This window comes from Streptomyces sp. NPDC051963 (assembly GCF_044593495.1).
Classification (GTDB): Bacteria; Actinomycetota; Actinomycetes; order Streptomycetales; family Streptomycetaceae; genus Streptomyces.
On sequence record NZ_JBIUCC010000005.1, the window covers coordinates 166,388 to 190,143 of the forward strand.

17 protein-coding genes, 1 tRNA gene and 1 pseudogene are annotated in these 23,756 nt (G+C 68.9%); 5 read left to right on the plus strand and 14 right to left on the minus strand.

Translation table 11 applies throughout. The features are described from left to right. Positions 1-2: 2 nt before the first annotated feature. Positions 3-764 (plus strand): class E sortase, encoded by a 762-nt coding sequence (locus ACIHFB_RS21500; RefSeq protein ID WP_365271745.1) that lies wholly within the window; start codon positions 3-5, stop codon positions 762-764. Positions 765-848: 84 nt separating this feature from the next. Here ACIHFB_RS21500 and ACIHFB_RS21505 read toward each other — a convergent pair. The 7 genes and pseudogenes from ACIHFB_RS21505 to ACIHFB_RS21535 form a co-directional block, all read right to left on the minus strand. Continuing rightward, positions 849-1,834, minus strand: a pseudogene (locus ACIHFB_RS21505) (restriction endonuclease). Between the two features lie 567 nt (positions 1,835-2,401). Next, positions 2,402-4,393 carry a Stk1 family PASTA domain-containing Ser/Thr kinase gene (gene pknB / locus ACIHFB_RS21510; RefSeq protein ID WP_365271754.1) on the minus strand — a complete coding sequence of 664 codons (1,992 nt, stop codon included), beginning with the start codon at positions 4,391-4,393 and terminating at the stop codon, positions 2,402-2,404. A gap of 173 nt (positions 4,394-4,566) precedes the next feature. Then, positions 4,567-6,039, minus strand: a complete 1,473-nt coding sequence (locus tag ACIHFB_RS21515) for a penicillin-binding protein 2 (protein WP_365271757.1) — start codon at positions 6,037-6,039, stop codon at positions 4,567-4,569. Next, positions 6,036-7,475: an FtsW/RodA/SpoVE family cell cycle protein gene (locus tag ACIHFB_RS21520; RefSeq protein WP_400127619.1), complete on the minus strand. Its 1,440-nt coding sequence runs from the start codon at positions 7,473-7,475 to the stop codon at positions 6,036-6,038. The genes ACIHFB_RS21515 and ACIHFB_RS21520 overlap by 4 nt, the downstream gene beginning before the upstream one ends. Positions 7,476-7,502: 27 nt before the next feature. Continuing rightward, positions 7,503-9,074 (minus strand): Stp1/IreP family PP2C-type Ser/Thr phosphatase, encoded by a 1,572-nt coding sequence (locus ACIHFB_RS21525; RefSeq protein WP_365273368.1) that lies wholly within the window; start codon positions 9,072-9,074, stop codon positions 7,503-7,505. A gap of 90 nt (positions 9,075-9,164) precedes the next feature. After that, the gene (locus tag ACIHFB_RS21530; RefSeq protein ID WP_365271763.1) at positions 9,165-9,677 is read right to left on the minus strand and encodes an FHA domain-containing protein; all 513 of its coding nucleotides are present in this window, start codon (positions 9,675-9,677) and stop codon (positions 9,165-9,167) included. A gap of 10 nt (positions 9,678-9,687) precedes the next feature. Next, a complete protein-coding gene (locus ACIHFB_RS21535; protein ID WP_365271766.1) occupies positions 9,688-10,548 on the minus strand; it encodes a DUF3662 and FHA domain-containing protein in 861 nt (286 codons plus the stop codon). A gap of 474 nt (positions 10,549-11,022) precedes the next feature. Between ACIHFB_RS21535 and ACIHFB_RS21540 the strand changes: the two genes are divergently transcribed. Beyond that, a tRNA-Leu gene (locus ACIHFB_RS21540) sits at positions 11,023-11,109 on the plus strand. Between the two features lie 203 nt (positions 11,110-11,312). Here the strand turns inward: ACIHFB_RS21540 and ACIHFB_RS21545 are convergent. The 6 genes from ACIHFB_RS21545 to ACIHFB_RS21570 form a co-directional block, all read right to left on the minus strand. Then, entirely contained in the window at positions 11,313-12,590 is a 1,278-nt protein-coding gene (locus ACIHFB_RS21545; RefSeq protein WP_365271769.1) for an alpha/beta hydrolase, read from the minus strand. Positions 12,591-12,723: 133 nt separating this feature from the next. Beyond that, positions 12,724-14,187, minus strand: a complete 1,464-nt coding sequence (locus ACIHFB_RS21550; RefSeq protein ID WP_400127620.1) for a fumarylacetoacetate hydrolase family protein — start codon at positions 14,185-14,187, stop codon at positions 12,724-12,726. Positions 14,188-14,202: 15 nt separating this feature from the next. After that, on the minus strand, positions 14,203-14,682 hold the full coding sequence (locus ACIHFB_RS21555; RefSeq protein ID WP_400127621.1) for a 4-hydroxyphenylacetate 3-hydroxylase N-terminal domain-containing protein: 480 nt from the start codon (positions 14,680-14,682) through the stop codon (positions 14,203-14,205). A 328-nt stretch (positions 14,683-15,010) separates the two neighbouring features. Beyond that, the gene (locus ACIHFB_RS21560) at positions 15,011-16,279 is read right to left on the minus strand and encodes an MFS transporter (protein ID WP_365271778.1); all 1,269 of its coding nucleotides are present in this window, start codon (positions 16,277-16,279) and stop codon (positions 15,011-15,013) included. A gap of 29 nt (positions 16,280-16,308) precedes the next feature. After that, positions 16,309-17,259 carry an alpha/beta hydrolase fold domain-containing protein gene (locus tag ACIHFB_RS21565; RefSeq protein ID WP_400127622.1) on the minus strand — a complete coding sequence of 317 codons (951 nt, stop codon included), beginning with the start codon at positions 17,257-17,259 and terminating at the stop codon, positions 16,309-16,311. A gap of 13 nt (positions 17,260-17,272) precedes the next feature. Continuing rightward, positions 17,273-18,277 carry an alpha/beta hydrolase gene (locus tag ACIHFB_RS21570; RefSeq protein WP_400127623.1) on the minus strand — a complete coding sequence of 335 codons (1,005 nt, stop codon included), beginning with the start codon at positions 18,275-18,277 and terminating at the stop codon, positions 17,273-17,275. A 118-nt stretch (positions 18,278-18,395) separates the two neighbouring features. Here ACIHFB_RS21570 and ACIHFB_RS21575 point away from each other — a divergent pair, with 118 nt between their 5' ends. Then, complete coding sequence (locus ACIHFB_RS21575; protein ID WP_365271786.1) at positions 18,396-19,388, plus strand: LacI family DNA-binding transcriptional regulator; 993 nt, start codon at positions 18,396-18,398, stop codon at positions 19,386-19,388. A gap of 471 nt (positions 19,389-19,859) precedes the next feature. Here ACIHFB_RS21575 and ACIHFB_RS21580 read toward each other — a convergent pair whose 3' ends face one another. Next, positions 19,860-20,774 (minus strand): LysR substrate-binding domain-containing protein, encoded by a 915-nt coding sequence (locus ACIHFB_RS21580; protein ID WP_400127624.1) that lies wholly within the window; start codon positions 20,772-20,774, stop codon positions 19,860-19,862. 160 nt (positions 20,775-20,934) lie between these two features. Here ACIHFB_RS21580 and ACIHFB_RS21585 point away from each other — a divergent pair, with 160 nt between their 5' ends. Next, positions 20,935-22,302 carry an MFS transporter gene (locus ACIHFB_RS21585; protein WP_400127625.1) on the plus strand — a complete coding sequence of 456 codons (1,368 nt, stop codon included), beginning with the start codon at positions 20,935-20,937 and terminating at the stop codon, positions 22,300-22,302. Continuing rightward, a complete protein-coding gene (locus ACIHFB_RS21590; RefSeq protein WP_365271794.1) occupies positions 22,292-23,674 on the plus strand; it encodes an alpha/beta fold hydrolase in 1,383 nt (460 codons plus the stop codon). The genes ACIHFB_RS21585 and ACIHFB_RS21590 overlap by 11 nt, the downstream gene beginning before the upstream one ends. The last annotated feature ends 82 nt before the right edge of the window (positions 23,675-23,756 follow it).

A 23,756-nucleotide genomic window follows, 5' to 3' on the forward strand; every position in this document is an offset into this window, starting at 1 on the left:
GGATGAACGTGGCAGCGACCACTGACGACACCGAGCACGCAGAGCGCACCCACGCGCCCGGATCGGCGTCCGCGCCGCGCCGCCGTCCCGGGCGGATCGCGATGGCGGTCAGTGTCTTCGGCGAACTCCTCATCACGGCGGGCCTGGTGCTCGGTCTGTTCGTCGTCTACTCGCTGTGGTGGACGAACGTCGTCGCGGACCGGGAGGCCGACAAGCAGGCCGACAAGGTCCGTGACACCTGGGCCCAGGACAAGGACTCCGGCCCTGTCGCGTTCGACAGCAAGAACGGCATCGGCTTCCTGCACGTCCCCGCGATGAGCAGGGGCGAGATCCTGGTAGAGAAGGGCACCTCGTCGAAGATCCTCAACGACGGAGTCGCCGGCTACTACACCGACCCGGTCAAGTCCGCGCTCCCGACCAGCGGCAAGAACGGCAACTTCAGCCTCGCCGCGCACCGCGACGGCCACGGCGCCAAGTTCCACAAGATCGACAAGATCGACAAGGGCGACCCGATCGTCTTCGAGACCAAGGACAAGTGGTACGTCTACAAGGTCTACGCCGTCCTTCCCGAGACCTCGAAGTACAACGTCAAGGTCCTCGGCGCCATCCCGAAGGAGTCGGGCAAGAACAAGGCCGGCAAGTACATCACCCTGACGACCTGCACGCCGGTGTACACGTCCCGGTACCGGTATGTGGTGTGGGGGGAGCTGGAGCGGGTGGAGAAGGTGGACAGCGAGCGGACGCCGCCGGAGGAACTGCGTTAGCGTGACGTGTTGTCACGCTAAGAGCTGGGCCCGAAGCCGCAACTTTCCTTTGCGGCTTCGGGCCCTTTCCGTGTTGTTGCCGTGCTATTCCAGGATCTTCAGCGGCTCCCCGGTGCTCCACTCCTCGAGTACTCCACGGTGTACGGCGGTGATGCCGGCCTCGGCGGCGATGGTCAGGGCCTCAGGGGTGAAGGGGCATGTGGCCACGTAGAGGGCCACATCCGCGCTGTGGAGTACCGTCGCCGACCCGATGAACTTCTGGACCTCGGGGCTGGTGATGTTGAGGTAGGGCGCGAACCTCTTGCACTGGACGACGAGGCGTCGCCCGTCGGCCGTGAGCCCGATGATGTCTTGGCGATGTGGCGCTCGAAGGTGTGGCCGTTCATGGCGTCCATGGCGGCCATGACTCCTACGGCGGGCCGGTCATCTCGTACTCCTTCGAGCCGTTGCAGGCGGGCGTGGTGCTGGTGGAGCCGTCGTTCGATGCGCTGGACTCCCGTCCGCAGGGCGATCAGTTCCTTGCGGTGCTCGCCTGACGTTTCGATCAGGGCGTTGAACATGGGGACGACGGTCTTGCCGAGGATGTGGGTGATGCGCTGGTCGATGCGGTCGTCGAGAGAGACGACGTCAGTGGGAGTTGGGTTTTCCACAGGCTGTGTGCGCGCCAGGTACTCCATGTCGAGGAGGTACGTGCGCACCTGGCGGGCGACTTCACTGTCGCGGAGGAGCATGGCGACGTTGAGGACGGCTCGGCGGGAGTAAATGGTGAGGCTCCGGCGCGCCTGTGGATAACTGCCCAGCGAGAGTGACATGTTGTCACTCTCAAATTTCTGCAGGTCAGCGCCTCGCAGTACGGTCAGGCCGTTGAGTTCCAGCTCTTCACGGTGCCGCTTGGTCAGCTGGCGGATCGCCTAGACAGTGACACCGAAGTACGCCGCCACCATCGCCGTCGTCACATGCATCCCGTCCGGCAGCAGCGACAGTGCCTTGACTCTGTCGAGCACGTCCGTCCGCTCCAGCACGCTGCCGCGCAGGGTCTTCGATTCGAGCAGCGCCGATTCGTTGATCACGTTCTGCCCTTCCGTTTGTGGTGTGGCCGCATGGCCAGGGCGGAGCTCCGACACCCCACCCCATCCGATCAACGAGTTGTCACATGGGAAGACACGATCGGCTAGGACACTGCTGTGCGATGGAGGCGCCGAATCGCGGCTATGGGGTGGTCCGGAACCTGATCGCGGGCACAACGGAAGCCCGAAGCCGCGCTCTATAAGCAGCTTCGGGCAGTGGTCGCGGCATACTCGTGGTCACCCTTACCGCCCGTGGCCTGTGCCACGGTCAGTAGTGAACCTTCCCGTCATGCTGCTTGGACAGGAAACGGATCCGTGCGTGATGGCCGTCAGCGAGGGTGTCTGTGATGTGCCGTTCGAGCTTGAGCGTTGTGACCGGCCCGTTGAAGCTTGGGATGTAGATGAACCCGTCCGCTTGTGCGGGGCTGGCGGCCGGGGTGCGTGAACATGACAAACAATTGCTGATCATCGGGTGAGGGAATTCACGTCGATGGCCCCGACTCCTCTACGAGGAGTCGGGGCCATCGACGTTCTGCGCAGTCGAGCCAGTCCTCTGCCCGTGCCGCTTCCTTAGTCGGAGTCGTTGCCTCCGATGATGCCGCCGTTGTTGCCGTTGCCGCCGTTGCCGAAGCCCACGGTCTGCAGCGTGATCTGTGTGGCCGCAGGGTCATCGACACCGGTGTTCGCGCCGGGGTCCTGGGCCGTCACGATCGCGGTGTCGCTCTGGTCGCTGCCGTCGGCGAACTGGATGTTGTTGAAGCCTTGCGCCTGCAGGGTCTGCCTGGCCTGCGCCACCGTCGCTCCTACGACGTTCGGAACCGCGGTCTGCTGCTGGGCCTTGCCGATGTTGATCTGGACCGTGGAGCCCTTGTCGACCGAGGAACCGGCCGTCGGCGTGGTGTTGATGACCTTGCCGACCAGGTTCGGGTCGGCGGTGTCGACCTCGACGCAGTTGCCGGTGAGGTCGCTGGACTCCATCCGCGCCTTGGCACCGTCGCAGGACTCGCCGGTGACGTCCGGGACCGTGGCCTTCTCCTCGGCCTTGGCCACGGTGAGCGTGACCGTGCTGCCCTTCTCCACTTCCTCGCCGAGCTCCGGGTCCTGCTTCAGGACCTTGCCCTCGGTCTCGGTCGAGACCTGCTCTTCCTTCTTGACCTTGAACTGGTACTTGTCGTCCTCGAGCGTTGCCTTGGCCTCGTCGAAGTCCTGGCCGAGGACGCTCGGCACCGCCACCTTCGGCGCCCCCGTAGACACCACGACCTCGACCGAACTGCCCTTCTTGACCTCGGTCGGGGGCGTGGGGCTCTGCGAGCAGATGGACCCCTTGGGCGTGGTCTCGCACGCCTTGTTCGTGGGGTCGAGGGTCAGCTCCGCGTTGTCGGCCTGCTTCTTGGCGTCTTCCAGCGTCAGGTCGACGAAGTTCGGCACCTTCACGGTGTCGTTGCTCGCGCCGCCGGAGCCGTTGACGACCCACCTGCCGATCAGTACCGCACCGACCAGCACCAGCACACCCGCGACGACCAACAGGATCGTCGAGGTGTTCGACTTCTTCTGGCGCCGTCGGTCCGGGCGGTCGTCGTAGCCGAAGCCGCCGTCGTCCGGGTTCATGGGCGGCAGCATCGACGTGGCGCCGCCGTCGGCGGAGCGCAGGGCGGTGGTCGGCTGGTCGTCCGGGTAGCCGCCGTAGCCGACGGAACCCATCGCGGCCGTGGCGGCGACGGGCTGGCCGTCGAGGCAGGCCTCGATGTCGGCGCGCATCTCGTCGGCGGACTGGTAGCGGTAGTTCGGGTCCTTGGTCAGCGCCTTCAGGACGATCGCGTCCATCTCGGGCGTGATCTCGGGGTCGAAGACCGAGGGGGGCTGGGGCTCTTCCCGTACGTGCTGGTACGCGACCGCGACCGGGGAGTCGCCGACGAAGGGCGGGCGGACGGTCAGCAGCTCGTACAGGAGGCAGCCGGTCGAGTAGAGGTCGGATCGTGCGTCGACCTGCTCGCCCTTCGCCTGCTCCGGCGAGAGGTACTGGGCGGTGCCGATGACCGCGGACGTCTGCGTCATCGTCATGCCGGAGTCGCCCATGGCGCGGGCGATGCCGAAGTCCATCACCTTGACCTGGCCGTTGCGCGTCAGCATGACGTTGGCCGGCTTGATGTCGCGGTGGACGATGCCGTTGCGGTGGGAGTACTCCAGCGCCTGGAGGATCCCGACGGTCATCTCCAGGGAGCGCTCCGGCAGCAGCTTGCGGCCGGAGTGGAGCAGCTCACGGAGCGTCGAGCCGTCCACGTACTCCATGACGATGTACGGGATCGACACGTTGTCGATGTAGTCCTCGCCCGTGTCGTAGACCGCCACGATCGCGGGGTGGTTGAGCGAGGCGGCCGACTGGGCCTCCCGGCGGAAGCGGGCCTGGAAGGACGGATCGCGCGCGAGGTCCGCGCGGAGCGTCTTCACTGCCACGGTGCGGCCGAGGCGGGTGTCATGGGCGAGGTATACCTCCGCCATGCCACCGCGGCCGAGCACCTGGCCCAGCTCGTACCGGCCGCCGAGGCGACGCGGCTCTTCCATAAGCTACCTACCAGCCCTCTCCGTCGGTCCCGACCCGCACTGATGTGCGGCCCGGAGGCTGCCGTCCGGGCCTACCGTACCCGGCTCGCTTTGTATGACCTGGCCAAGCCCGTCAGCCGATACAGGACCGGTATCGCAACGTGCGGCGATGTGAAGGCGACGTGACGGGGTTCTCACTTCTTGCTGTTGATGACCGCCTCCATCACGCTCTTCGCGATGGGTGCCGCGAGGCCGCCGCCGGAGATGTCGTCACGGACGGCGTTCTCGTCTTCGATGACCACGGCCACGGCGACCGGCGCGCTGCCGTCGTCCGTCTTGGCGTAGGAGAGGAACCAGGCGTACGGGTTCTCGCTGTTGTCGACGCCGTGCTGGGCGGTACCGGTCTTGCCGCCCACGGTGACGCCGTCGATCTTCGCGTTCTGGCCGGTGCCGTCGGAGACGACGGTCTCCATCATCGACTGGAGGATCTGCGCGTTCTTCGCCGACAGCGGCTTGCTCATCTCCTCGGGGGACGTCTTCTCGATGGCGTCGAGGTTGTGCGTCTGGAGCTCGTCGACCATGTACGGCTTCATCAGGGTGCCGTTGTTGGCGACCGCCGAGGCGACCATGGCCATCTGGAGCGGGCTCGCGGCGGTGTTGAACTGGCCGATGGAGGACAGTGCGGTCTGCGAGGGGTTCATGTCGTCGGAGAAGACCGACGCGCTGGTGCGGGTCGGCGTGAACTGCTCCTCGGTGAAGCCGAACTTCTTGGCCTCTTCCAGCATCTTTTCGTTGCCGAGGTCGGAGCCGACCTTGCCGAAGACGGTGTTGCAGGACACCCGCAGCGCCTCCCGCAGGGTGGCGTTCTTGCAGGGGATGTTCCCCTCGTTCTTCAGCTCGGTGGTGGTTTCCGGCATGGTCCACGGCAGTGGCGAGTCCGTCTTGCTGTCCGCGTCCGAGTACAGGCCGTTCTCCAGCGCGGCGGCCGCGGTGACGACCTTGAAGGTGGAGCCCGGCGGGTAGACCTCGCGCAGCGCCCGGTTGAGCATCGGGTCGTCGGCGTTGTCCTTCTTCTGGAGCTTCTTCCATGCGTCTTCGTCGGAAGTGCTGCCGCCGGCGATCGTCGAGGGGTCGTACGACGGGAAGGAGGCCAGCGCCAGGATCTTGCCGGTGGACGGCTCGATCGCGGCGACGGCGCCCTTGCCGCCCTGGGCCTTCAGACCGTCGTACGCGGCCTTCTGCGCGGCGGCGTTGAGGGTGGTGACGACATTGCCGCCCTCCTTGGCCTTGCCGGTGATCATGTCGAGGGTGTTGCGGAAGAAGAGCCGGTCGTCGTTGCCGCTGAGGATGCCGTCCTCGATGGACTCCAGCTGGTTGGCGCCGTAGGCCTGCGAGACGAAGCCGGTGACGGGCGCCCACATGGCGCCGTCCTTGTACGTGCGCTTGTACTTGAAGTCGCCCGACGTCTCCTTGTACCCGGTGATCGGGTTGCCGTCGACGATGATGTCGCCGCGCGGGGTGGCGTACCGGGCGATGGCGACGCGGCGGTTCTTGGGGTCTTCCTTGAGGCTGTCGGCCTGGGCGTACTGGAGCCAGTTGTCCCGGATGAGCAGGGTGAGGACCAGCAGTCCGCAGAAGATCGCGATCCGGCGCAGGGGCTTGTTCACGGGCGGACCACCTGGGTCATCTCGGCGTCGGGGTTGGGTGCGGGGGCCGGCGCGGGGCGGCGGGCGGTGTCGCTGATTCTGATCAGGATGCCGATGAGCGCCCAGTTGGCGATGACGGAGGAACCGCCGTACGCCAGGAACGGCATCGTCATACCGGTCAGCGGGATCAGGCCCATGACGCCGCCTGCGACGACGAAGACCTGGAGCGCGAAGGCGCCGGAGAGGCCGATGGCGAGCAGCTTGCCGAACGGGTCGCGGGCGGCGAGGGCGGTGCGCACGCCCCGCTCCACGATCAGGCCGTACAGCAGCAGCAGCGCCATGACGCCGGCCAGGCCCAGCTCCTCGCCGAAGGTGGCGAGGATGAAGTCGGAGTTGGCGGCGAACCGGATGAGCTCGGAGTGGCCCTGGCCCCAGCCGGTGCCGAGGGTGCCGCCGGAGCCGAACGCCCACAGCGCCTGCATCGCCTGCTCGGAGTGGCCGTAGACGCCTTCCTGGCTGAGCGTGTACTCGCGCATCGGGTCGAGCCAGGCGTCGACGCGCTGCTGGACGTGCGGTTCGAAGCTGGCCACGCCGACCGCGCCGACCGCGGACATCAGCAGACCGAAGACGATCCAGCTGGTCCGCTCGGTGGCGACGTACAGCATGATGACGAACATTCCGAAGAACAGCAGCGACGTACCGAGGTCGGTCTCGAAGACCAGGATCAGGATCGAGATCGCCCAGACGACGATGATCGGGCCGAGGTCGCGGCCGCGCGGCAGGTACAGGCCCATGAAACGGCGGCTGGCCAGGGCGAGCGCGTCGCGCTTGACCATCAGGTAGCCGGCGAAGAAGACCGCCAGCACGATCTTGGCGAACTCACCGGGCTGGATGGTGAAGCTGCCGACCTGGATCCAGATCTTGGCGCCGTAGGTGAGTTCGGCGCCGAGGCCCGGGACGAGCGGCAGGAGCAGCAGGACCAGCGCGCCGACCATGGAGATGTAGGTGTAGCGCTGGAGGACCCGGTGGTCCTTGAGGAAGATCATCACGACGGCGAACAGTGCGACGCCCATGGCCGTGTACAGCAGCTGGTTGGTCGCCTTGCCGCCGGCCACGCCGATCTCCCGCAGCAGCTCGGACTGGTCCAGCCGCCAGATGGCGACGAGCCCGAGTCCGTTGAGCAGCGTGGCCAGCGGCAGCAGCAGCGGGTCCGCGTACGGCGCGAACTTGCGTACGACGAGATGGGCGACGCCGGCCAGCAGGCCGAGGCCCAGGCCGTAGCTGAGCAGCCCGGCCGGGATCTCGTCGTTGATGGCGAGGCCGACGTTGGCGTAGGCGAAGACCGGGATGAGGACGGCGAACACCAGCAGGGCGAGCTCGGTGTTGCGCCGGCTCGGGGTGCCGATCGAGCCGATCGTGGACGTGTGGTGCGTCGACGTGTTGGTAGAACTGCTCATCGTGTGACGGGGCCTCTCACGGCTTGCCTACTGCGTACCGCACTGCGAGACGACCTTCTGCTCTTCCTCCGAGAGAGTCGGGCCGGGCGTGGGTGTCGGTGCGGTCGGGGACGTGGATGGATTCGGAGCCGCCGACCCCGACGGATTGGTGGGTGTCGGTGTCGCTTTGGACGTGAAGGAGGAACGGGTGGTTCCCGTGGTGCCTCCGGCCTCGCCCTCGCCTGTCTTGGAGTTGTCCGCGCTCTCGGCCGCCTGCTGCTCGGACCGCTTCTTGCACGCGGAGGCCTGAAGGGCCAGTTCGTCGATCTTCTTCTGCGCCTGCTTCAGATCGCCCTCGGCGATCGTGCCCTCCACCAGCTTCTGCTGGTACGGCGGCAGGTACTTGAGTTCGATCTCGGGATGGTCCTTCTCCACGCCCGACAACGACACCCAGGCCAGGTCCTGGCTGATGCCCTGGTAGAGCGCGACATGCTCGTCGTTGACACCGACGTAGTACTGCGTCTGCGTCCAGCGCCAGCCGCCGTAGAGTCCGCCGCCGATGACGGCCAGCGCCAGGACGCCGTAGAAGGATCTCTTCAGCCACTTCCCGCGCTTGCGCGGCTTCACGAAGTCGTCGTCGGTGTAGTCCCCGAAGCTGCCCTCGGGGACGTAGCCGGTGGTGTCGCCGGAGCCGGGCGGGCCGAACTCGCCGCCGCCGCCCTGTCCGGGGACCTGGCGGCCGAGCCCGGAGGCGCGTCCTGCCGGGGTCTGCATGATGCCGTTGTCGTGCAGCTGGAGCTGGTTCTCGGCGACCGCGCCGACCACGACCGGGGTGTCGGACAGCTGCCCGGCGAGGGTGTCGCCGGTGTCCAGGTCGAGGACGTCGGCGACGATGACGGTGATGTTGTCGGGGCCGCCGCCGCGCAGCGCGAGCTGGATCAGCTCCTGCACGGTCTCCTGCGGGCCCTGGTAGCTGGCGAGGGTGTCCTCGAGCGTCTGGTGGGAGACGACGCCGGACAGGCCGTCCGAGCAGATCAAGTAGCGGTCGCCGGCGCGGACTTCACGGATGGAGAGGTCGGGCTCGACGTGGTCGCCGCTGCCCAGCGCGCGCATCAGCAGGGAGCGCTGCGGGTGGGTGGTGGCCTCTTCCTCGGTGATGCGGCCCTCGTCGACGAGGCGCTGCACCCAGGTGTGGTCCTGCGTGATCTGGGTGAGGACACCGTCGCGGAGGAGGTACGCGCGCGAGTCGCCGACGTGCACGAGACCGAGCCGCTGGCCGGTCCACAGCAGGGCGGTCAGCGTGGTGCCCATGCCCTCGAGCTGGGGGTCCTCCTCGACCATCGCGCGCAGCTGGTCGTTGGCCCGCTGCACGGCGGTGCCGAGCGAGGTGAGGATGTCGGAACCGGGGACGTCGTCGTCGAGCGCGACGATCGTGGAGATCGCCTCGGAGGAGGCGACCTCGCCGGCCGCGGCGCCGCCCATGCCGTCGGCGATGGCGAGCAGGCGGGGCCCGGCGTATCCGGAGTCCTCGTTACCCTCCCGGATCATGCCTTTGTGCGATCCGGCGGCGAAGCGCAGTGACAGACTCATGCGCACCTCGCCCGTCGGCTCCGGGTACATCCGCACGGTGCCCACCCTCCGGTCGGGAGCGCGCCGGGGTCCGGGGTGTGGACCGCCGTTGCGTGCTCGCTCCGCTCGCTCATTGTCGTACTACTTCCGCAGCTCGATGACTGTCTTGCCGATGCGGATCGGCGCGCCCAGCGGGATCGGTGTGGGGGTCGTCAGCCGGGACCGGTCCAGATACGTGCCGTTGGTGGAGCCCAGGTCCTCGACGATCCACTGGCCGTCGCGGTCCGGGTAGATCCTGGCATGGCGGCTGGAGGCGTAGTCGTCGTCCAGCACGATCGTGCTGTCGTGCGCCCGGCCCAGGGTGATGGTCTGGCCCTGGAGCGCGACCGTCGTGCCGGTGAGGGTGCCCTCCGAGACGACCAGCTTCGTAGGGGCGTTACGGCGCTGCCGGCCTGCGGCGGGCTGCTGCTGGCGCTGCTGCGGAGGCGCCTGGCGCTGGGCCTGCTGTGCCCGGCCCGCCTCCCGGCGCGAGCCGCGCTGGGTGACACGCGTACCGAACAGGTCGCTGCGGATGACCTGCACGGCCACGATCACGAACAGCCACAGTACGGCCAGGAAACCCAGCCGCATGACCGTGAGGGTCAGCTCTGACATTGCCCCCGCTTCACCCTTCGGCTTGCCGGTAAATGATGGTGGTGCTGCCCACGACAATCCGCGAGCCGTCGCGGAGCGTAGCGCGGGTGGTGTGCTGCCCGTCCACCACGATGCCGTTGGTGGACCCGAGATCCTGGATCGTCGAGGGCGTTCCGGTCCGGATCTCGCAGTGCCGGCGGGAGACGCCGGGGTCGTCGATCCGCACGTCGGCGTCGGTGCTGCGGCCCATCACCAGCGTCGCGCGGGAGATCTGATGGCGGGTGCCGTTGATCTCGATCCAGTGACGGGTGCGGCCGCCCGCGGCCGGGGCCGCGGGACGCTGGCCGCCCGCGGGCTGCGGGTAGCCGTAACCGCCGGGGCGGCCGGCAGGCGGTGGTGCGGACGGCATGGGCGGAGCGCCCGAGGGTGCGGCAGGCGCGGCGGCCGGCGGGTAGCCGTAGCCGGGGCGGCCTGCGGGCGGTGCCGCCGGGGCGCGCTCGGGAGCCTGCTGGTTGGTGGAGGAGGCGAGCGTACGGCTGCGCACCCGGTACAGGCCGGTGTCGAGGTCGTCCGCCTTCTCGAGGTTGACCTTGATGGGGCCCATGAAGGTGTAGCGCTGCTGCTTGGCGTAGTCGCGCACCATGCCGGCGAGCTCGTCGCCGAGCTGACCGGAGTAGGGGCTCAGCCGCTCGAAGTCCGGCGTGCTCAGCTCCACGATGAAGTCGTTGGGTACGACGGTGCGGTCGCGGTTCCAGATGGTGGCGTTGTTGTCGCACTCCCGCTGGAGCGCGCCCGCGATCTCCACGGGCTGCACCTCGGACTTGAAGACCTTGGCAAAGGTGCCGTTGACCAGACCTTCGAGCCGTTGCTCGAACTTCTTCAGGACTCCCATGGGGCACCTCCTCCTAAGCTGCCGTCCTGCGTACTGCTTCTTACCTGGTACTGCTTACTGATCGTATCCACGCGCCGGTGAATCGGCTGGTTCCCCCTGTCGGCCCCGCCGACAGATGTCGACGCCTGACGAAGTTCCCTCCGGAGGTCCCCTTCGAACTCCTTCGGGGACACAGTCCTGCCAAGGATCGTAGAGGCGGCCGCAGACCAGTGTCCCGCACCTGACTGTGGACCCCGACCGGCTCCTGGGGAGACGGGCGGTACCGGTACGAGGTTGATACGTGAACCGGTACACGTTGATACGTAGCCCGGGGGTCGGACGTCTCGCCCGTCGGCCGGGCCGATGCGAGAGACGTCGCTGGTGGGCGGCTTCCCGCGGGTAAGGGATGTGAACCCACCCCGTCCACCGTGCTAATGTTCTGCGTGTCGGAGGGCGCCACACCCCAAGGGGGAAGGGCCCGAGGACACACCCAATGCGCGGGTGGCGGAATAGGCAGACGCGCTGGATTCAGGTTCCAGTGCCCGCAAGGGCGTGGGGGTTCAACTCCCCCCTCGCGCACCAGAGAAAACCGATGAACGGACCTCTGTAGGTGACGGAAGTCACCGCAGGGGTCCGTTTCTCGTTTCCCGTAGGTGTCCGGTGGCTGTGAGACATCGCACAGCCTTGTCAGGACATGTGGCAGACCCCCAGCTCGTGAGCTTTCTCACGAGTGGGGCCTGTCCTCGTTTCCCCTGTCCCCTGGCGGTCTCGGACGTACTTCTGTCTCAGACGTACTTCTGGAGCCACGGCAGCATCAGGGCCCGGGTTGCCTTCGTCCCGATGTTGTCGGAGACCGAGTCATAGGCGTGATCCATGAAGGGGACCTCGACGTACCGGTGGGTGATGCCGGCCGCTGTCAGTTTGTCGGCGAAGGCCTCCGTGTGGTCGGCAAGGATGAGGTGGTCCCGGGTGCCGTGCAGGAGCAGGGTCGGCGGGGCGGCCGGGGTGATCTGGTCGGCGGAGTCGATGGCCCTGTAGCGATCCGGGTACTGGGCGGGCGTGCCGCCGACGTACTTGTCGCCGCTGTCCTCGCCGATCGCCGTGTCGCTCACCGTGGCCGTCATGTCGACCGCGGGGTACGAGGCGATCGACGCCTTCACCTTCGGCAGCTGGGCGGCCGTTCCGCAGCTTGGCTTCAGGGTGCCCGCGTTGATCTTGTAGGCGACGTTGACGGACAGGTTGCCGCCCGCGGATCCACCGAAGGTGGCCACCCGGTTCATGTCCCAGTCGTACTCGGAGGCGTGTGCGGTGGCCCAGGTCAGGGCGCAGCCGACGTCGGCGTCCGCGGTGTTCCAGGTGTGCCGGGTCTTGGTGGCGAGTCGGTAGTCGACGTCGAGAACGGCGTATCCGTGGTCGGCGAGCCAGCTCGTGTACACCGTGGGGCCGCGGGAACCCCCGATGAAACCACCGCCGTGGATGCTGACGACCAGCGGCGCGGCCGCGGCTGACGACGTCTCGGGCAGATACAGATCCGCCTTCATCCGCTCGCCGTCCAGCGTGGCGTACGTGACGGTCCTGTCCGGTCCTCGGCCGATGGCGGTTCCCGGGGCGGCCGGCGAGAAGGCGAACCAGTCGCCCGTCGCGCCGTGCACCGAGACCACCTGCACGGTGGTGGTGGTCAGTGCCAGCAGCAGAGCCGCTCCGCTCATCGCCGAGAGGGCGACGGGCAGTCGCCGTCGGCCTCGGCGGCGCAGCGCGATCACTCCCGCGGCCAGGGCGAGGACCGCCAGGAGGACGTCCCAGGAGCCGAACAGGTCCCGGAACACGGAGATGGCGAGCACGAGACTCTGGAGCGCCAGTACGGACAGGACAGGCGACCACCAGTCGACGGGCAGAACCGCCAGCAGCTGCTCGACCAGGAGGGCCAGAGCGAGGAGCAGCATCACCACGAGGAGCGTGGTGCGGGCGAAGCGCCCGATCCGGCCGGCACTCGGCCTCGGTCGGACCGCCCGGTCTGCCTCCGCTGTGGTGGTGGTGTCGGGACCTTCAACGTTCTTGTGCATGGGGGGAGGGGCGTCTCTCGTCTCGTTGAACATGGGCAAGGGGTGGCAGCAGCTGGATTGAGGTCGATGATCGCCATCGCGGTGGACCGGGACACGCGGCAACACGCTCGGCCCGTGTCCCACACGGCTGCTCTCAGCCGAGGCCGTCCGAGGTGTCGGAGGTGTGCGAAGGGTCGTGGACGCGGCGCCATCGCTCGAACTGTTCGTGCCAGTCGGGATCCATGGGGTAGAGCCCGTCCACGCTGTGTCCGGCGCGCACCTGCTCGGTGATGAAGCGTTCGCGCCGCTCCTGTTCCTGGCAGTCGGTGATCAACTCCTCGGCCAGATCGGGCGGTACGACCACGACGCCGTCCCGGTCGCCGACGATCAGGTCGCCGGGCTGGATCAGTGCGCCGCCGCAGGCGATGGGCATACCGGTGTCCCAGGGCACATGGCGGCGGCCCAGGACGGAGGGGTGCTCCCCGCCGTGGTAGACGGGCAGGCCGAGCTCGGTGATCGCGGCGCTGTCGCGGAGCCCGCCGTCGGTGACGACTCCCGCCGCGCCTCGCTGCTGTGCGCGCAGGGCGAGGATGTCGCCGATGGTTCCGGCGGAGGTGTCGCGGCGGGCGTCCATGACGAGCACGTGGCCTGGCCGTAGCTCCTCGATCGCCCGTTTCTGGGCGTTCATTCCGTTGCCGTACTTCTTGAAGAGGTCCTCGCGCAGCGGCAGGTAGCGCAGGGTGTGGGCGACGCCGACCATGCCCGCGCCGGGCTGGGTGGGGCAGACGCCGTCGATGGACATGTGCGGCAGACCGCGCTTGCGCAGCTGCGCGCTCAGGGTCGCGACGGCCACCGACCGCAGACCGACCTCAACTTCCTTGTCCAGCAGGTCAGTCGGGACGTATGCGGTTCCGTACGCCGCCTCGCGCTCGGTCGGACCGGCCTTGGGTATCGCCCCGTACGGCTCCAGGGCGGGCCCGACGGCGACCGGGTTGCGCAGGCGTCCGGTGGACTGGCCGCCGCCGGACACCTCGACCGCCACCACGTCACCGGGGACGACGACGGAGGCGCCGGTCGGTGTGCCGGTGAGGATGACGTCTCCCGGCTCCAGGGTGACGAGGCGCGAGAGGTCGGCGATCAGCTGCTCGAAGGGGAAGAGGAGCGTGTCGGTGGTGTCGTCCTGGACCAGTTGGCCGTTGACCCAGGTGCGCAACTGGAGTGCTGCGGGGTCGAGTCGGCGGGCGTCGAGGAGGCGCGGTCCGATCGGGGTGAGGCCGTCGGCGCCCTTGGAGCGGAGGTTGGAGCCGTGGTCGGCGTGGCGCAGGTCGTGGACGCCGGCGTCGTTCGCGGCGGTCACCCAGCGCACGCACTGCCAGGCGTTCTCGAGGCTCACCCGCTGTGTGCGCGAGCCGATGACGAGGGCGATCTCCCCTTCGAAGCCGAGGAGTTCGCACCCCTCGGGACGGACGAGAGCGTCGTCGGTGCCCGCGAGCGAAGAGGGCGGCTTGAGGAAGTAGGACGGGTGGTCGGGGATCCGTCCGCGTTCCTTCGCCCGGCTGCGGTAGTTGAGGTGGACCGCGATGATCTTCGACGGTGGGTTTCCGAGGGGGTGTGTCATGTCGTCCGCCCGGGTTCAGACGCGGTCCAGGAAGTCCTGGACCTTGGTCTTGTAGAACTCGCGGTCGTAGGACTTCACGTAGGCGCCGGCCATGCGGACGGGGTCGCCGAAGAAGTAGTACTCGGCGAACCAGTCGGCGGCGGAGGCGAGTGCCATGAGGGAGCTGTTCATGGAGTCGCCGGTGCGGCAGAGCATGCCGTTGCTGTGGTCGGCCCAGACCTTGAACGCGCTGCGGTGTTTGACCAGGTCGTCGGGCGTGGTCGGGGCGAGGAACGAGGTGCCGACCCGCTCGCCCGACGTGGGGGAGGTGCAAGTGAGGACATCCCTGTGGTCGTCCGAGTGCTGGAGGTCGTACAACTCGGCGTAGGTCTGCACGACGTTGCGGAACGCGGGGTGGTCCTGGATGCCGCCCTTGAGGGTCTCGCCCTGGATGTGCACGGTGGCACCGGAGCTGGCGAGGCGTTCGAGGTATTCCTTGCCGGTACGTGCGGCCATGGTGAGGTGCTCCTGAGGGGTGTGGACGGTTGGTCAGGTGAGGTATGTGAGTTGTGCTCTCTCACGCCGCGTGCGGTGGAAGGGCGGGCCTTTCCGAGGCGGCTCCGGCGCAGCCGACGGGCGCGCGGGGTTCTCGGGCGAGGCGGGGCGGAGCACTGGGTGCGGTGCTCCGCAGGGATCGGCGAGGGCCGGAGCCGGAGGCGAATCCCGAGCGAATAATCAAAGCTTTGATTGTTTCGACCGTACTCGCCGATACCCAGGAAGGAAACCCCTGGCCGGCAAGTTCTCCGGCGTTCTGGGTGACCCGCACTCCGACCGTGAACGATGACTACCGCGCGCTCTTGATCGGCACCACCGCGAGCGCGCCGAGGACGATGGCCACCAGGGAGCCGACGAAGAGAGCGGAGTAGTTCGGCCCCGCGTTCCCGATCGCCAGCATCCCTGTCGCCAGGACGGGGACGAGGACCTGGGGCAGCTGGTAGGACAGTGCGACGACGGCAAGCCCGGTTCCGGCGTCGGCGGAGGCCGGGAGCAGCTCCGTCATCATGGCGACGTCCACGGAGACGAAGGCTCCCTGGCCCATCCCGGCGAGGGCGACTCCTACGGTGAACATGGCCAGGTCCGGGGAGAACAGACTGATCAGCAGTCCGACCGCGGTGAACAACGCGGCGAACAGGACGATCGGCTTGCGTCTGCCGGTGCGGTCGGAGATCCAGCTGAAGACCAGGCTGGTGACGACGCTGCCCACGAAGTACACACCCAGTACGGTTCCCTGCGCCGCGGCGGCTTCGTCGGTGGCGATGCCGAGGTGATCGGTCAGGAAGTACAGCAGGTAACTGAGCACCGCCAGCAACGACATGGTGACGAGCAGCCGGCAACCCCATGCCCAGGCGAAGTCCTTGTGCCTCACCGGGTTGATCCAGTAACTGCGCAGCAGGCTCCGCCAGTCCACGGGCACCCGCTCGGAGCGCACGATGTCCCGTAGGACCAGCACCGTGCCGACATTGACGACGAGCGCGAACGCCGCCGGAACGCCGAACCAGTACAGCGGATTCCCGGGCAGCACCCCGACCAGCCAACTGCCTGTGGGCAGGGCGACGGCGGTGCTTATCCCGAAGGACGCCGCGACACGGGCCCGGATCCTGGCCGGTATCTGTTCGGCGAGCAGGGCGTTGAGGGCCATGTTCGTGGCGCCGAATCCGGCCTGGGTGATGCTCCAGCCGACGATGATCCACGCGGTGTTCGGCGCGGACGCGAGCACCAGCATCCCGAACACGCCGACGAGGGTGCCGCCGAGGATGAAGGGCCGCCGGATGCCGGCGCGTGCGGTCGAGGCGTCGCTGAGGCGGCCGAGCGGGGCCGTCACCAGGATCACCACGATGCCGCCGACGGCGATGGTCGCGGAGAGCAGCTGGGTCTTGTGTTCGGGGTCCAGTGCGGACAGTCGCAGGGGGATGCTGACCGCGGCTGCCGAGAGACCGGCGAGTGCCGCACCGAAGTAGGCGAGCAGGAACAGGGGCAGGAACGTCGCAGGCTGTCGCCGGCCCCGGAACGCGGCTGCGGTCGTGGCCGGCGGCGATTCGATGATCTCGGACATCATTGTCCTTCGCTCTCGGGCGGTTCTGATCAGTCGTGCAGCGTGCGCAGTGCCTCCGCAACAGCCGCTTGTGCAAGTCGCGCGGTGCCGGAGACCCGCTCGTACATCCCGCCCTCGTGGGGCAGGCCCAGCATCCGCAGCGCTGCCACCGGCACTCCGGCATCGGCGAGTGCCGCCGCGTATGCCTCGCCGTCGTCGCGGAGCGGGTCGCATTCCGCGGTGAAGACGTACGCGGGCGGCAGTCCCTCGAAGCTCTTGGCGCGCAGCGGCGACACAAGGGGGTCGAGCCGGTCCTCGGCCCGGGGCACGTACCAGGCGAGGGACATCTCAAGGTGTGCCAGTTGTTCCTCGGTGAGCCCCTCGACGCCGCGTTCCCTGGGACCGAGCGCCAGGTCGACGGCGGGGACCTCCAGAATCTGCATCGACAGCGGATGCCGTGCCCGGTCGCGGTTGAGCTGGGTCAGCGCGGCCACCAGGGTTCCGCCCGCGGACTGTCCCGCGAGCGCGATGCGCGTCGGGTCGACACCGAGGGAGCCGGCCTCGCGTACCAGCCAGTCCAGCGCGGCCCAGCCCTGCTCCAGCGCGGTCGGGTAGGGATGCTCCGGCGCCAGCGCGTAGGAGACCGCCGCGACGACGACGCCCGCCCTGGCTGCCCGCAGGGCGCACATGGCGTCGACACTCGGATGGTGCAGGCCGCCTTGGATGAAGGCGCCGCCGTAGAAGTGCAGACAGGCCGGGAGGCTGAGGTCGGCGGTCGGCTCGCGCGGGTAGTACAGGCGCACGAGCACGTCCGGCCGGCCTGTCACGGGTATGACGTGCTCGCGGACGGGCAGCCGCGGCCCGGTCGGACCGAGGTGCGGGTACACCGCCTGCTCGTACTGGAAGGCACGCGCGCGTTGCTCCTGCGGGTCCGTCGACAGCGCCGGGACGGGGACGCCCAGCGCGGCGATCGTACGGATCAGGTTGGGGTCGATCGGCATGGTGCGCCTCCGGTCAGTACGGGATGCTCGCGGACCTGCGTGCCCGGCTGCGCAGGAATTCTCCGACCCGGTCCTGCCATTCGCGCGCGATCGCGGACGTCCGGGTGAGCGCTCCGCTCCCGTGGAGTTGCCCGGGCGCACGCCAGGTCCGGACGGGCACACCGGCCTCGGCGAGCCGGGTGGCGTAGGCCTCGCCGCTGTCCCGCAGCGGGTCGAGTTCGGCGGTGATCACCAGAGCGGGCGGCAGGCCGGTGAGGTCGGGGACTTCGGCCGGCGCGGCCCAGCCCTCGGCGGGACCGGACACACCGAGGTACGCCGCGTGCAGGTCGGCGATGTCCGCGCCGAAGTCGCCCAGCGCGCTGTACGCGCGGTAGGAGTCGTCCTGCTCGAAGTCCAGGCTCACCCCCGGGACCTCCAGCACCTGATGATCGAGGCGGAGGCCGCGGTCGCGGGCGTGCACCGCGACCAGACCGGCGAGGTTGCCACCCGCCGAAACGCCGCCCACACCGATGCGGTCGGGGTCGATCCCGAATTCGCCGGCCGACTCGATGAGCCAGGTCAGGGCGTCGAGGCAGTCCTCGAGCCCGGCGGGGAAAGGATGCTCGGGGGCGAGCCGGTAGCCGACGTCGAAGATGTCGATGCCGCCGGCGACGGCCCGGCTCCGCGCGATCCGCTCGTTGACCACCTCGTGGACGCTGCCGAGGACGAAGCCCCCGCCGTGGAAGGCCAGGTGTGCCGTGCGCGGCCCGTCCGCGTGCGGCGGCCGGTAGTGCACGACGGTGATCTTCCCGGCGCGGGTGGGTACGCGGTGCTCGGTCACCTCGCACTCGGTGGGGCCGGGGAGGGTGAACCGCGTGGCGAGAGCGTCCGAAAGCTCTCGTGCCGCGCGCCGCCGCCGGGCCCAGTCGGGCGACTCCAGGTCGGGCAGCCCCGCGACGATCCCGCCGAGGGAGGCGAACGAGTCCACCACGGCCGGCTCACAGCCCGCCGCCCGGGCGAATGCCAGGTAATCCGTCATCGAACCTCCATCGAAGTGCTTCGACGAAGCACTTTAAGGCGGGTTCGAGTCACGGTCAATGACGGGGAGACGGGTGCCTGAGCCGGTGGGCTAGGGTGACTGCGTGGGGAGCTCGGGTGTGACGATCTACCAGGTGGCCAAGACAGCCGGTGTCAGCATCTCGACGGTCTCGCTCGCCCTCAATCACCCGGATCGGGTCAGTGTGTCGACCCGCGAGGAGATCATCAGGGTCGCGGGCGAGCTCGGCTACCGGCCCGGCGCGACGGCCTCCGCGCGAGCCCGGCGCCGTACCGGCCGGATCGCCGTGCTGGCGCCGTTCAGCAGCTATGGGACGTACCGGACCCGGCTCGTCGGCATCCTCCAGGCATTCCGTCCCGACGACGTCGAGGTCGTCGTGCTCGATGCCCCGTCGGCCGCCGAGGCGGACTCGCCACTGCTGGAGACCCTGCCCGTACGCGGCGATGTCGACGGTCTGCTGATCATGGGCATCCCGCTCGGCGAGCAGGGCGTCGACCGCCTGCGGCAGTGGGGGCCGCCGACCGTGCTGGTCGACTCCGCGCACCCCGCCTTGAGCACCGTCACCTTCGACGACGAGCAGGCGGGGTACTTGCTGGCCACCCATCTGCTCAGTCGCGGCCATCGGCGACTGGGCCACCTGCACGAGCCCCAGCGCTCGGAGGCCTACGTCTCCGCCGGCATGCTCCGCCACGAGGGGATCCACCGTGCGCTGCGCGAGGCGGACGGTGCCGAGCCCAGCTGTGAGGAGCTCGTCCTGGCCGACAACGGTCTGTCCACGGCCCGGGCGTTCGCGGCCGAGTTCGTCCGGCGGACCGACCGGCCGACCGCCGTCATCGCCCACCACGACGTCCTCGCTGCGGGCTTCCTCGCGGGGCTGCGCGCCGCCGGGACCGAGGTGCCCGACCAGGTCGCCGTCGCGGGCTTCGACGACGGACCGCTCGCGGAGGGGCTCGGCCTCACCACCATCCGGCAGCCGTTCGCCGAGTCCGGCCGCCGCGCAGCCGAACTGCTCCGCTCACTGATCCAGGCACCGCAGCAGACCCCCGGGCGCACGCTGCTCCTGCCGGAACTGATCGTCCGCGAAACCACCTGAGCCGACGGGCCGACGGAGCGTGTCACGGCGGCCGCCCGCGCGCACTCGGCGGCCGTCCCCAGTCGCTCGCCACTCGCACTCCCTCGCCGGCCACCCTTGCTCGCTTGGCCGCCAGTCGCACTCCCTCGCCGGCCACCCTTGCTCGTTCGGCCGCCAGTCGCACTCCCTCGCCGGCCACCCTTGCTCGTTCGGCCGCCAGTCGCACTCCCTCGCCGGCCACCCTTGCTCGCTCGGCCGCCAGTCGCACTCCCTCGCCGGCCACCCTTGCTCGCTCGGCCGCCGCCCGCGCTCGCTCGGCGTCCACTCGCGCTCGCTCGGCGGCCGTCCCCGCTCGCTAGGCGGCCACCCGCATTCGCTCGCCGGCCACCCCTGCTCGCTCGGCGGCAGTCCCAGGTCGCTCGGCGTCCAGTCGCGCCCGCTCGGCGGCCGCCCCTGCTCGCTCGCCGACCACCCCCCTCACTCGCCGGCCAATCAAGCCCCGTCGGCCACGCCCCCGCGATCGCGGCAGAATTCCACGAACGCCTCTGCTCGTCGGTTGAGTCGTATTGCCCTCGGCCAGGCGACCAGCACGCGCTGTGGGTCGATGGGTTCGGCGATCTCCTTGATGACCACCTGGTTGCCCTCGTACGTACGGTCGTTGGCGGGGCGCTGGACCAGCAGGGCGTAGCCCATCCCGCGGCCCACCAGTGCGCGGGTGAGTTCGAAGGTGCTCGGTCGGTAGCGCACGTAGGGGACGACTCCGAAGCGCTCGAAGAGCGCCAGGGTGTTCTGCGAGCTGGGCGGAGCGTCGAGGAGGACCATCGGGTCGTCGGTGAGGTCGACCAGTGACACGCGGGCTTCCCCCGCGAGGCGGTGGTCGGCCGGCAGCAGGATGTGCGGCCTCATCGTGCCGATGACGGCCCGTGCGACCTCGGGCTGGATCTCCATGTCGTAGAGGATCGCCAGATCGAGTTCGCCGTTGAGCAGGCGTCGTTGGAGTACGTCCTGGGTGCCCTCGACGAAGTCGAGAGTGAGGCCGGGGTGCAGCTTCGAGAACTCCTGGAGCAACGCGGGAAGCATGGTCGGCCCCAGCGTCACGTAACAGCCGATCGAGAGAACGCCGGTCAGGGCGGCGCCGCCCGACGCCGCGCTGCCCAGGTCCTGGGCCCGGCGCAGCAAGTCGCGGGCGTGCCGGAGCACTTGGGCGCCGGACGGCGTGAGCGTGACGCCGTGCGCCTTGCGGCGCACCGCGAGCTGAACTCCGAGCGCCCGCTCCAGCTCGGTCAGTGACTGGGACAGGCCGGGCTGCGAAACGCGCAGTCGGGCGGCCGCGTCGCTCAGGGTGCCGGCTTCCGCGATGGCGACGAAGTACTCCAGCTGGCGAAGGGAGAACTTGATCTCACTCATTGGCTCACCTTATTGCACCTTATTGATTCACCTTATGTGTCTCACAGTTTTCTTGTCTCTTTCCAATGTATGTCGCCGCTGTCACAGTGAAAGCGAGCCGCCGACGCCGTGATCAAGCACCTGGATCCGGCCATCGAGACACATCCCGCAGGAGCATCCCGTGAGAGCACGACACCCGGGCATCAGTCCCCTCAAAGTGGCAACAGCGAGTTTCGTGGGCACCGCCGTCGAGTGGTACGACTACTTCATCTACGGCATGGCCGCCGCGCTGGTCTTCGGCCCGCAGTTCTTCCCCGACCTGTCGCCCGCGACCGGCACCCTGGCCGCCTTCGCCACCTACTCGGTGGGTTTCCTCGCCCGTCCGCTCGGCGGTGTGGTCATGGGCCACTTCGGCGACCGGGTCGGCCGAAAATCGATGCTGGTCACCTCGCTCGTCCTGATGGGCACGGCGACGGTCGGGATCGGTCTGCTGCCGACGTACGACACCGTCGGCGTATGGGCGCCCGTGCTGCTCGTGACCCTGCGATTCGTGCAGGGCATCGGCGTCGGCGGCGAGTGGGGCGGTGCCGTCCTGATGGCCGTCGAGCACGCGCCCAGGAACAAGCGCGGCTTCTACGGCAGCTTCCCGCAGATGGGTGTGCCGGGCGGCTTGATCCTGGCCAACGTGGTCTTCCTCGTCGTCTCCAACAACCTCACCGACCAGGCGTTCGAGGACTGGGGCTGGCGGGTGCCGTTCCTGGCCAGCGGACTGCTCGTCGTGGTCGGCCTGGTGATCCGGATCAGCATCACCGAGAGCCCGGAGTTCGAGAAGGTCAAGGACGCCGGTGAGGTCGACCGCAAGCCCATCGTCACCGTCCTGAAGGAGCACCCCGTCCAGGTGCTGCTCGCCGCCGGCAGCTTCATGGGCAACAACACCGTCGGCTACGTCTTCATGTCCTACCTGCTGAGCTACGGCACCACCGAACTCGGCCTCTCCCGCAGCCTGATGCTCACCGTCACGCTCATCGGAGCCGTGGCCTGGCTGGCCGTCATCCCGTGGGCCTCCGCCCTGTCCGACCGCCACGGCCGCCGCCGGGTGCTGCTCTTCGGCTCCACCGGCCTCGCCGTCTGGACGGCCGTGCTCTTCCCCCTCGTCGACACCGCGACCCCCGCGCTGGTCCTTGTCGGCATTCTGGGCACGGCGATCTTCCTCGGTATCACCTACGGCCCCATCGCCGTGCTGTTCTCCGATCTGTTCTCGGCCAAGGTCCGCTACAGCGGCGCCTCCCTCGGCTATCAGGTCGGGTCGATCCTCGGCGGCGGGCTCGCGCCGACGCTGGCCACGGCCCTGTACGCCGCCGCCGATTCCTCCGCCCCCGTGACCGCCTACCTGGTCGTCGTCTCACTGGTCAGCCTTGTCTGCCTGGCCGTGGTGACCCGCGACGTCCGCACGCGCGTCCCGGCGGCGGACACCCCCGCCGCCAGTGACGCCGGCACCCAAATCCCCCACAGTGCAGAGAAGACGAGGTCTGTTCCTGATGCGCCCTAAGAAGAAGATCGTCATGGCGGCCGCGGCCGCCATGACAGTCGCAGCACTCACCGGCACCGGCATCGCGACCGCTGAGACGACGGACGCCGCTGCTCGCAAGATCACCGGCACGCTGCCCGACGGATCCACCTATCTGTTCGAAGTACCCGCCGACTGGAACGGCACCGTCCTGCTCTACTCCCACGGTTACAACGCCGGACCGTCCAACCCGGCCCAGGACGCCAGCTCGCCCGAAGTGGGCAAGGAACTGCTCGCGGACGGGTACGCACTCGCCGGTGGGTCCTTCCCCGGTGTCGGGTGGCAGACCCCCGACGCGCTGGGCTCCCAGATCGCCGCGCTCGACAAGTTCGCGACACAGGTCGCCCCGCCGCGACGCGTGATCGCCGCGGGCGGGTCCATGGGCGGGGAGATCACCACGTTGCTGTCCGAGCAGTACCCGGACAAGATCGACGGCGCGGTCGCGATGTGCCCCGACGTCGCCGGCCCGGTGCCGTGGTTCAACACCTACCTCGACGGCGCGTTCACCATGCAGACCCTGCTCGACCCCGACGGGACCGTCCCGCTCGTCGACATCTCCGACGCGGCCGCCGCCCAGACCTACTGGACGAAGCTCGTGAAGACCGCACAGGAAACGGCGGAGGGCCGGGCGAGGCTGGCGCTCGCGGCGTCCTTCACCACCCTGCCGACGTGGTCGCAGCCCGGCACGACCGAACCCGCCAGTACCGATTACGCGGCCCAGGAGCGCAACCAGTACTACAGCCTCAGCACCACCTTCACGGCGTTCCAGTCGGCGGTGCGCGCGGACATGGAGTCCAAGGTGGGCGGTGCGTTCTCCTGGAACACCGGGGTGGACTACGGCGAGCTGTACAGCGGTCTCGGCAAGGGCGCGAAGGCCGAGGTCAACGCCCTCTACAAGGAGGCCGGGCTCAGCGTCAAGAGCGATCTGGGCGCGCTCCAGGCCGCCCCGCGGGTCGAACCCAGCGACCCGCAGGCGATCGCCAAGATGAACGAGTACGCCCCGACCGGCTCCTCGCAGATGCCGATCCTGACCGTGCACACCACAGGGGACGACGCCGTCTTCCCCAGCCTGGAAACGCCCTACGCCGCCAAGGTGCGCGCCAACCAGAACAGCGCACTGCTCCGGCAGACCTACGTGTCCGCCCCGGGGCACTGCAACTTCACCACCGACGAGCAGATCGCCGCGATCAAGACGGTGGACCAGCGCCTGAGCACCGGCGCCTGGCCGAGCACGAGCCCTTCGGCCATGAACAAGCGCGCGGCCGACAACGGCACCGACTCCTCGCACTTCGTGTCCTTCCGGCCGGACCCCCTGCCGCGGCCGGAGCTCTACCCGTCGGCCCGTAAGCGGTAGGCGTCCCGCGGGGCGCGGTGGGCAACCGCGGGGACGCGACCCAACCTTGGGTTGATCCCTGGGGCAGGCGCGCGTTAAGTGA

Bases quoted from the DNA above. Each gene is read 5' to 3' on its own strand.
- ACIHFB_RS21550 (WP_400127620.1), bottom strand. From the start codon at position 14,187: ATGACACACCCCCTCGGAAACCCACCGTCGAAGATCATCGCGGTCCAC.
- ACIHFB_RS21525 (WP_365273368.1), bottom strand. From the start codon at position 9,074: ATGTACCCGGAGCCGACGGGCGAGGTGCGCATGAGTCTGTCACTGCGC.
- ACIHFB_RS21500 (WP_365271745.1), top strand. From the start codon at position 3: ATGAACGTGGCAGCGACCACTGACGACACCGAGCACGCAGAGCGCACC.
- ACIHFB_RS21565 (WP_400127622.1), bottom strand. From the start codon at position 17,259: ATGCCGATCGACCCCAACCTGATCCGTACGATCGCCGCGCTGGGCGTC.
- ACIHFB_RS21555 (WP_400127621.1), bottom strand. From the start codon at position 14,682: ATGGCCGCACGTACCGGCAAGGAATACCTCGAACGCCTCGCCAGCTCC.
- ACIHFB_RS21520 (WP_400127619.1), bottom strand. From the start codon at position 7,475: ATGAGCAGTTCTACCAACACGTCGACGCACCACACGTCCACGATCGGC.
- ACIHFB_RS21545 (WP_365271769.1), bottom strand. From the start codon at position 12,590: ATGCACAAGAACGTTGAAGGTCCCGACACCACCACCACAGCGGAGGCA.
- ACIHFB_RS21570 (WP_400127623.1), bottom strand. From the start codon at position 18,277: ATGACGGATTACCTGGCATTCGCCCGGGCGGCGGGCTGTGAGCCGGCC.
- ACIHFB_RS21530 (WP_365271763.1), bottom strand. From the start codon at position 9,677: ATGTCAGAGCTGACCCTCACGGTCATGCGGCTGGGTTTCCTGGCCGTA.
- ACIHFB_RS21560 (WP_365271778.1), bottom strand. From the start codon at position 16,279: ATGTCCGAGATCATCGAATCGCCGCCGGCCACGACCGCAGCCGCGTTC.
- ACIHFB_RS21535 (WP_365271766.1), bottom strand. From the start codon at position 10,548: ATGGGAGTCCTGAAGAAGTTCGAGCAACGGCTCGAAGGTCTGGTCAAC.
- ACIHFB_RS21580 (WP_400127624.1), bottom strand. From the start codon at position 20,774: ATGAGTGAGATCAAGTTCTCCCTTCGCCAGCTGGAGTACTTCGTCGCC.
- ACIHFB_RS21590 (WP_365271794.1), top strand. From the start codon at position 22,292: ATGCGCCCTAAGAAGAAGATCGTCATGGCGGCCGCGGCCGCCATGACA.
- pknB (WP_365271754.1), bottom strand. From the start codon at position 4,393: ATGGAAGAGCCGCGTCGCCTCGGCGGCCGGTACGAGCTGGGCCAGGTG.